Source organism: Christensenella hongkongensis (assembly GCF_000981035.1).
Lineage (GTDB): Bacteria > Bacillota > Clostridia > Christensenellales > Christensenellaceae > Christensenella > Christensenella hongkongensis.
Genome location: NZ_LAYJ01000067.1, coordinates 1 through 8,772, shown reverse-complemented (window position 1 = coordinate 8,772; position 8,772 = coordinate 1). Strand labels below are relative to the sequence as shown.

General features: G+C 47.7%; 8 protein-coding genes. 5 read left to right on the top strand and 3 right to left on the bottom strand.

The window, feature by feature from the left end:
* The coding region (locus CHK_RS03580) for a class B sortase (protein WP_046442668.1) at nt 1–419 on the top strand (419 nt) is incomplete at its 5' end.
* Between the two features lie 275 nt (nt 420–694).
* Nucleotides 695–1,984: a class II aldolase/adducin family protein gene (locus tag CHK_RS03575; protein ID WP_046442667.1), complete on the top strand. Its 1,290-nt coding sequence runs from the start codon at nt 695–697 to the stop codon at nt 1,982–1,984.
* A 54-nt stretch (nt 1,985–2,038) separates the two neighbouring features.
* On the opposite strand, the gene mutY is transcribed toward CHK_RS03575, so the two are convergent.
* On the bottom strand, nt 2,039–3,085 hold the full coding sequence (mutY, locus tag CHK_RS03570; RefSeq protein ID WP_046442666.1) for an A/G-specific adenine glycosylase: 1,047 nt from the start codon (nt 3,083–3,085) through the stop codon (nt 2,039–2,041).
* Between the two features lie 216 nt (nt 3,086–3,301).
* On the opposite strand from mutY, the gene CHK_RS03565 reads away from it, so the two are divergent.
* Nucleotides 3,302–4,444, top strand: coding sequence for an MFS transporter (locus tag CHK_RS03565; protein WP_046442665.1), 1,143 nt, complete (start codon nt 3,302–3,304; stop codon nt 4,442–4,444).
* Nucleotides 4,445–4,463: 19 nt separating this feature from the next.
* On the opposite strand, the gene CHK_RS03560 is transcribed toward CHK_RS03565, so the two are convergent.
* Nucleotides 4,464–4,883: a YjdF family protein gene (locus CHK_RS03560; protein WP_046442664.1), complete on the bottom strand. Its 420-nt coding sequence runs from the start codon at nt 4,881–4,883 to the stop codon at nt 4,464–4,466.
* Between the two features lie 210 nt (nt 4,884–5,093).
* Entirely contained in the window at nt 5,094–5,930 is an 837-nt protein-coding gene (locus CHK_RS03555) for a PocR ligand-binding domain-containing protein (protein ID WP_046442663.1), read from the bottom strand.
* A 306-nt stretch (nt 5,931–6,236) separates the two neighbouring features.
* Between CHK_RS03555 and CHK_RS03550 the strand changes: the two genes are divergently transcribed.
* Together CHK_RS03550 and CHK_RS03545 are read left to right on the top strand one after the other, a co-directional pair.
* A complete protein-coding gene (locus CHK_RS03550) occupies nt 6,237–7,253 on the top strand; it encodes a LacI family DNA-binding transcriptional regulator (protein ID WP_046442662.1) in 1,017 nt (338 codons plus the stop codon).
* 104 nt (nt 7,254–7,357) lie between these two features.
* Complete coding sequence (locus CHK_RS03545; RefSeq protein ID WP_052740262.1) at nt 7,358–8,509, top strand: sugar ABC transporter substrate-binding protein; 1,152 nt, start codon at nt 7,358–7,360, stop codon at nt 8,507–8,509.
* Nucleotides 8,510–8,772: the final 263 nt, after the last annotated feature.

Here is an 8,772-nt window from a genome sequence, read left to right as displayed (position 1 = left end):
ACATGAAAAACGGGACGATGTTCCACACGCTGCTGGATTACAGGGAAGAGGAGTTCTATCAGGAACACAAACGGATACGGTTTGACACATTGTACAGCGAGGACGAATATGAGATAGCGGCGGTGTTCCTGACAAAGATCTACAACAAAGACGAAACGGACGTGTTTAAGTTCTACCAGTTCTACGATGCAAAGAACGAAGAAGAGTTTGATGAGTTCATAAGCAACTGCAAGGAGAAGGAATTGTACGAAACAGGCGTAACGCCGGAGTATGGGGACGAGCTGATTACGCTGTCTACGTGCGAATATTCAACGGACAACGGGCGTATCGTTGTCGTTGCAAGGAAGGTTACGGATGCAGGCAGTATGCCGTCCACGGATGCAAATTCCGTGGTAGCCAGCGGCGAAGTGGCTGTATGATGAAGCATTCCTCTGAGAACAAAAAGCCGGAGATATTCCGGCTTTTTGTTCTATACGGACAATCATAAAAATGGCCGTTCATCCGCAGGGGTGTAAATACGTGCCAAATTCAGGAAAAAATCAATAAAAAGCACGGTTTATGTAAAACAAATCCTCCAAAGCATTGTAACCGGCAGCAAAAAAGGATAAAATAGAAAAGGCGACATAAGAAAACAAATTATAACACATTTTAACATAATTTAAAACATTTAAGGCAATGAGGAGGAAATGAAAGAATGAATTTTGAGGTAATGCACCCTGCGGAACAGCTATGTACGATCATAGACCGCGTCTATTCGTTTGGCATGACGACGACGTCCGGCGGAAACCTGTCGGTAATGGATTCGGATGGCGATATCTGGATCACGCCGGGCGCAATCGATAAGGGTACGTTAACGCCAAAGGATATTGTGCAGGTAAAGCCTGACGGTACTGTAATCGGCATCCATAAGCCGTCCGTAGAGCTGCCGGTGCACAGGAAAATTTACGAAACCAGACCTGACATCAAGGCGATTCTGCACGCCCATCCGCCGGCGCTGGTTGCATATTCTGCACTGGATAAAAAGCCGCAGACAGAGATGATCGCAAACGTGGACGCCCTGTGCAATAAAATCGGCACCGTTGGATATGCGCTTCCGGGCTCCGATAAGCTGGTAGGGATGATCGCGGAGCAGTTTTCGGGCGGCGCAGACCTTGTTATGATGGTGAGCCATGGCGTGATCGTCGGATCGGCGAACATGAGCGACGCGTTTATGAAGTTCGAAATGCTGGATTTCTGTGCGCGTATCGAGATCGCGTCTGTTCCGCTTGGCACGCCGCGCCTGCTTTCGCGCAGCACGCTGGACGATTACCTCGTGCGAACGGCGGAGAAGCTGGACGAGTTTGGGCCTGAGCCGTATCCGTCGCAGGAACGCTATTACAGGGAGGAGCTTTGCCGCTTCATCCACAGGGCGTACAGGCAGCAGATTTTTACATCCATGCAGGGTTCGTATTCGCGCAAGGTTTCAGACAATTCCTTCATCATTACGCCGCACGGCAAAGACCGCCTGTACCTGCAGCCGGAGGATTTGGTATCCATAAAATATGGACGCAGGGAACGCGGAAAAAACGCCTCCTATTCCGTGCGCCTGCATCAGGAGATTTATGCGCAGAATCCGGACGTTACGTCGGTGATGATTGCCCAGCCGCCAAGCAGTATGGCGTTTGCGGTTACGGGCGCGGAGTTTGACGCGAGGCTGATACCGGAAAGTTATATGATGCTCAAGGATGTGCAGCGTATGCCCTACGGAACAAATATGAAAGAGCCGGAAAAGGTGGCGCAGGCCATGTCGATCAAGCATCCTGTTATGATCATCGAAAACGATTATGTGATCACAGCAGGCAAGGATACGCTCAATGCGTTTGACCGTATGGAGGTTATGGAGTATTCCGCAAAGGCGATTGTTTCTGCAAAGCAAATGGGCGCAAAGATGAAAACGATCAGCCCGGAGGAAGTAAGGGAAATCGAGATCGCATTCAATTTGTAAACGAATAAAAAACGCACTTCATACTGAGTGCGTTTTTTTTATTTATCTATCCCTTTAAAGCTTGTTTTTTGCTACCTTTGCATAAACGCGAAACGCGGACGGAAGCGCGTAATCATCTAAAAATTCCTGCAAGGAAACCCAGGTAAAACCGGCGGATTGGTTATCTGCATAAACCAGATAGCCGCACATATGCCATTCTATATGCGTAAAAATATGCTTCGCGCCGGTAAGAGGCTCTATTGTTTCAGCGGCAATGTTGTGTTCCTGTAAAAATGCTTTGGCCTCCACGGGCGTAAGCTTTCTTTCTGTGTTTGGAAATTCCCATAAGCCGGATAAAAGGCCCTTTTCCGTGCGTTTGTGAAGCGCTACAGCGCCGCCGGAAAGGATGACGAACACAGTCCGGTCTTCAATCCGCCGCTTCTTTTTTGCAGCCTTCACCGGAATGGTATCAGTCAGTTTTTCAAGGTGCGCTTTGCAAAGATGCGCCAGTGGACAGGATGCGCACAATGGTTCTCCGTTTGGAAGGCATACAGTCGCGCCCAGCTCCATAAGCGACTGGTTGAAATCGCCCACGCGTACAGGCAGGATATCCGTCAGCATTGCGGACATGGCCTGCTTTACCTTTGTATCCGCAATATCGTCCCTGCTTGCAAGGATGCGTGAGATAACACGCAGCACATTCCCGTCCACAGCAGGGACGGGCAGCCCAAAGGCGATGGAGGCAATGGCGCCGGCTGTGTAAGCGCCGATTCCGGGCAGGGAGCAAAGCGCGTCAAATGAGACAGGCAGTTCGCCGCCATACTCACGCACGATGATTTCCGCCGCCTTTTGCAGGTTGCGCGCACGGTTATAATACCCCAGCCCTTCCCAAAGCTTCATCAGTTGGTCTTCAGGAACGTCCGCGAGGGAAAAAACATCAGGCAGGGCAGAAAGAAACCGTTCGTAATAGGGTTTCACAGCCTCCACGCGCGTTTGCTGGAGCATGATTTCCGAAATCCACACGCGGTAGGGCGTGGGCCGGTCTCGCCAGGGCAGGATGCGCGCATTTTTATCGTACCACGCAAGCAGCGGGCGTGTGATCTGTGTCAGGTAATTTTGCATAGCGCCTTTCCGGGTAAAAAACCCTTGAAGCAGTATCTGTGTTCGATATCAGGACATTGCTTCGAAATAACATACTGGAATTATATCAATAATGAAGGGATTTGTGAATATGTCCATATAAAATTGGCATTCCGCAGAGGCATTGTTTGGTTTCCAGAAAGTGGTTCGGGTGTATAAAAAAGTAAAGCCTGAAATCATTGATAAGAGGAACATCCGTTGAAAAAGTTGATATTATTGATAACAACCTGTTTTTTCTGGTTTTCATTGTATCTGTATCTGCCGTTTTTAACGCCGTTTTTGATCTCGCTGGGGGTGAGCGCAACACTGGCGGGAATTATTTTTGGCATTCATTCCATCACGCAGCTTGTGCTGCGTTTTCCAATCGGCATCAAGTCGGATCAGCTTGGAAAACAAAAACCGTTTATTATCCTGGGGATGCTTTTTTCAGCGATAGCCTCCATTGTGATGTATTTCTTTCCCTCCCCGGCGATGCTGTTCGTCGGAAATGCGGTTTCCGGCTTTTCCAGCACGATGTACGTTGCATTTACCGTGCTGTATGCTAAATACTACGACAAAACGCAGACCAACAAGGCCATGGGAACCATTGGGGCAGTGGTGGAAGTGGGGATTTTACTGTCCTTCCTGATTGGCGGGGCGCTCTACCAGAACGCGGGGATCAGGAGCCTGTTTTTTATCAGTTTTTGCGTAGCGGCGGCAGGAACGCTGATCTCCTTTTTTGTAAAAGAGGTTCCGGACAAACAGGTGACAATTAAAACAAATGATCTCCTAAAGCTGGTCAAAAATAAACAGCTTATTATTTCCTCAGTGCTTTGTATTATCATTAAGGCTGTCGTTTTTGCAACTGCGTTTTCATTCACACCAAAAATCGCGCAGGATATTGGCGCGAACGGGATAGAGGTGGGCGTGATCAACGCAATGTTTATCGCGGCCTCCGTACTGGGTTCGCTGTTTATTACAACCAAAGCCGGGATGAGGCTGGGGAACACCAAAACGAGCGTCCTTGGATTCCTGATACTGGGACTGTACAGCGCGGCGGTTCCGTTTGTCCATAATATTCCGGTCTTTATGCTGGTACAATTCATCGGAGGGCTTGGCTATGCTTCGCTCACCGCAATTTTTATGGCAAATGCAATCAAACATCTGAACGAGGATCAAAAAGCTGCGGGGATGGGACTGTATCAGGCCCTCTATAGCGCGGGCAGCGCAGCGGGGCCTGTAATACTGGGAATTTTTGCGGATTCCTTCTCTTATGCGGCGGGCTTTATCGCGATTGCAGTTGTAGCGCTTGGCGGAATGGCGCTCTCGATTGGCGCGGGGGCAAGGAAGCTGATGGATTAAAAAACACAGGGGAGGGATTTCACCTTCCCCTGTGTTTTTCTTTTTTCTTTTGCTGGCGCATAGAAAACCTGAGCTCTTTTTCTGCTTCCCGTTGCTCGCGGGAAACTGTTTTGCGCCGCAGCTTGTTTTCTTCCTGCTGCTTTTTAAGCGCCTGCTGTGATTTGGTGCCGATCTGCGCTTGGCTTAGCTCGCGGTGCACGGCGCGTTGTATCCGTTTGGGATTCAACCTTTTCTCCGCCATTGTTCCCGCGTCAACAGGCGGACTCATGGGCAGGCAATTCCAGTTTTCCAGAAAAAAGGTGTGGACTTCATAGTCCTTTGGTTCTGCGCCGAAGGTGATTTTACACGCCTCCAGCTTTCCGTTCGCCGTCCGTTCGTAGATTCCAACCCAAAAGGGTTCCTCAAACAGGACGGTCAGCTTTACTGCCGCTTTGTTCATGTGATGCTCCTCCTTATTGGTAACAGAACAAAGAAGGGACAACCAAGGAGGCAGGTTACTGACGGCACGGGCCGCGCCCGGACTACCAACCGGGACTGTGTTTTTATCTTTGCGCTTTGCGGCGCAATCAAAAACCGCGCCTGCAAAACCTATTGTAATTCGCGGGCGGTAATCGGTCAAGCTTTTCCTACATTATAATATATTGTTTCCTCAATCCGGATTTTTGCGGTACTCCCGCGGAGAAACGCCGTATTGCCTCTTGAAGAGCCTCGAGAAGTAATTAAAGTCGCTGATCCCGCATTGCTCGGATATCTGAGCGATCGTATCTTCCGTATTTTTGAGAAGCTTTTTGGCGTATTCAAGCCTGCAATACTGGATATACTGCCCGAGCGTCATACCGGTCTCATTTTTGACGATCTTAAAAAGAGCGTTCCGGGGAATCAGAAGCTCTGAGGACAAAATCTCAGAAGACAGGTCCCCGGAAAGGTTCTCATAAATGTATTCCTTGATTGCGGTAAAAAGATCGTTATGCCTGGGCTTTACATAATTTTTCAGCCGGACATAGCTTGCGCAGGCGTTCATCAGGTAAACGCTCGCGCGTATTTGCTCCTTGGTGAGCTGGGGAAGCTCGAAAAATGCTTTTTTCAGGTCGCTGATATCCGTAAAGGCAGAACAGATCCTGCTTGTATTCTCCCACGCTTCCTCGATCGTGATATCCTTGGAAAGGCATTGGCCCACCATCATATAGCCGATAATCATATCATCGTCTGTGATGGGAGCGATTGCATCCACAAGCCCACAGTGGCAGTTATAGATGTAGTTTTCATCGTTGCTTTCCTTAATATACAGCTGGGCGCTGATGTCGCATTCACGGCAGCGCTGCGCTCCCTGGCTTGATTCTTTGATCCGGTAGCAGATTTCATTTGGTTCTCCGACGGAAATAAGCTCGTTGAAATCAAGGTCAAACAAAGAGATGCGAAGGCCGGTAATCGTATAAAAGTGTTGCAGGAAGCCAATTAATTTTTCTGTTTCTATTGTTAATGCCATTGTAATATCCTTTAAATAATTGTAATATCTTCACGATAAAAGTATTATTGTGCTATTTGTTAGTATTTTTATACTAGTATTATCTCATTTAAAGCTGCTATAATCAACCCATAAAAGATATGTTAAACGTTTCAAATGAATTCATGAAAATTACTGAATAATGTTAGACAAAAAGTTAAAACTCAGCAAGTATTTTAAGAAATTTCTGAAAGAGCAATGATTGGGGAAATAAGGATTAAAAGATGCGAGTTTTTTTATTAAGGCAATGTTTGAAACGTTTCAAACGGCCATCTGGGGATTGGGGTAATGAAGGTAACGATAAAGGATGTTGCGCGGGAGGCAAAGGTGTCGATCGCGACTGCGTCCATGGCCATCAATAATAAAAAGGGAGTCAATGCGGGGACAAAAGATAACGTATTAAAGGCGGCTAAAAAACTCAGCTACGTGCCAAATTATTCTGCAAGGAGCCTGGTTACACGGGACAGCAAATCAATCGGACTATTGGTTCCGGAAATTGTGAATCCTTATTATAGTGCGATTGTGGATATTATGACAAAGCTTGCCGAGCAAAAAGGATATACGCTGCTGCTAGGAATTTCAAACAGTAAAAGCCAAAACGAAAAAGAATATGTGGAAACCTTTATCGCAAGACGGGTTTTGGGAGTGATCGTTGTTCCAATGCTGTGCGAGCATCCCAATGTCGACCATCTGGAACTGCTTCGCCAGGAGAAAATACCGATGGTGTTTTGCACGGAAACCTATGAGGATTGTCTCGAGCCGTGCGTAATGTGCGATTTTATAAAGGGTGAATACGCGATGACGCGTTACCTGCTAGAAAAGAAGCTGGAAAAAATTTGCTTTGTGAGCGTGAAGCTGGATGTGAATTTTGCCAATCTGCGTTTACAGGGATTCCTCAAGGCGATGCAGGAGGCAGGGCTGCCTGTGCGGGATGAAGATTTGTTCTTCACAGAGGAGCCAAAGTTTCAGGGAGCGTATGAAATAACCGATCAGGTTTTAAAAAGAAAACCGCAGGCAATCGTATGTATTAACGACATGATGACGCTTGGAATCATGAAAAGGCTGGACGAGTGCCATGTGAAAATACCAGAGGATATTTCGGTAGCGGGCTTTGACGATATGATGTTTGCGGAGCTTGCACAAAAGCCGATCACAACGATCAGGCAACCGTTATGGGATATATGTGGGCAGACGATGACTCTGCTCGATCAGGAAATCAAAGACGGCAGGCCGAAAATGCCTGCTTTGGAACAGGAAATTATCTATGTAAAGCCTGAGCTTGTAATCAGGAATACTACTATATAACAGGAAACGCCGGAAACGGCAAACCGGCCGGAAGGCCACATGACAATGTTCTATACGCAATTACGCGTTTAGAAAATAAAAAAAGAGTCCTAGGAGGAAACAAAATGAAGAAAAAAGTATTAGTGACAGTACTGGCGATCATGCTGGTAGCGGCTATGGCTTTGGTTGGATGCTCCGCACCGGAAGCAACTCCGTCTACAGAAGCTAGCCCTTCCGCAGAAGCTAGTGCAAGCGCTGAAGCAACGGCTTCTGCAGAAGCTTCCGCTTCCGACAGCGCAGAGCCCGATGCTAATGCAACACAGGCTGTGCAGGTAGCTCAGACAGCTAACGATGAGGTAATCAAGGCTGCAAAAGAGAGCGGCGAAGTATCCGTTGGCCTTTCCATCCCGCAGCTTGCGAATCCTTACTTCGTATCCGTTAAAAACGGTGTTGAAGCAAAGTGCAACGAATACGGCTATAAGCTGACTGTTGTTGATGCGAACTATGACGTTGCAAAGCAGGTTTCTGACTTTGAGAACTTCATGAACCAGGGCGTAACGGCAGTTATTGCTTGCCCGATCGACGGAAATGCTCTTGATTCTGTTACAAAGCAGATGAACGAAAAGGGTATCGTCGTAATCTCCTTCGCACAGCTTGTTCCGAATGCAAACGCGATCTTCACGGTTGACGAGTATTCGTATGGACAGGTTATCGGCGAGAACGCTGCAAAGTGGATCAACGAGAAACTTGACGGCAAAGGCAACGTACTGATCATTTCTCAGGACAACGTAGAATCCGTTGTTAAGAGAGCTGACGGTATCCAGGATAAGATCACGGAGCTGTGCCCGGAAGCGGTAATCGTAGCGCGCCAGGCTGGTGACAATCCGGAAAAAGGTATGCAGATCACAGAAGACGTTATGCAGCAGCATCCTGAAGTTAACGTTATCACAGGTAACAACGACTCGGGCCCGCTCGGAGCTGTTGAAGCTGTAAAAGGCCTGAACCTTTCCCAGGATGTTCTCGATAAGTTCTACATTGGCGGCGGCGACGCTACACCGGAAGCAATCGAGAAGATGAAGGACGAAACAAGCGTTTACAGAGCAACTGTTGACATTGGACCTTACGACACAGGTGAAAACTGCGTAGTAGCAATCCATGACATCATCGAGAGTGGCGAAATGCCGATCAAAGATGCTGTAAAGACGACATACTTCAACATGGATCCGGTATGGCAGGAAGACGTCCTCGCTGGCTGGACCGCGAAAGGCGCTGAATAATAAGTCTTAGAACTTATTAGACAGAGTTTCGCTGAGAAATCAGCATAAACAAGTATAAAACCTTATGACGCGCTCCCTTTCATGGGAGCGCGGCAAGGTTTTGTTAGAAAAATCCGGTTATTTGTAATGGCGGAGGAGAAAAAATGCAAGATTATATATTGGAAGTAAAAGATCTCTGCAAATATTATCCCGGAGTAAAAGCGCTGGATGGCGTATCGGTAGGCTTTAAAGAGGGAGAGATACACGCGCTGGCAGGAGAAAAC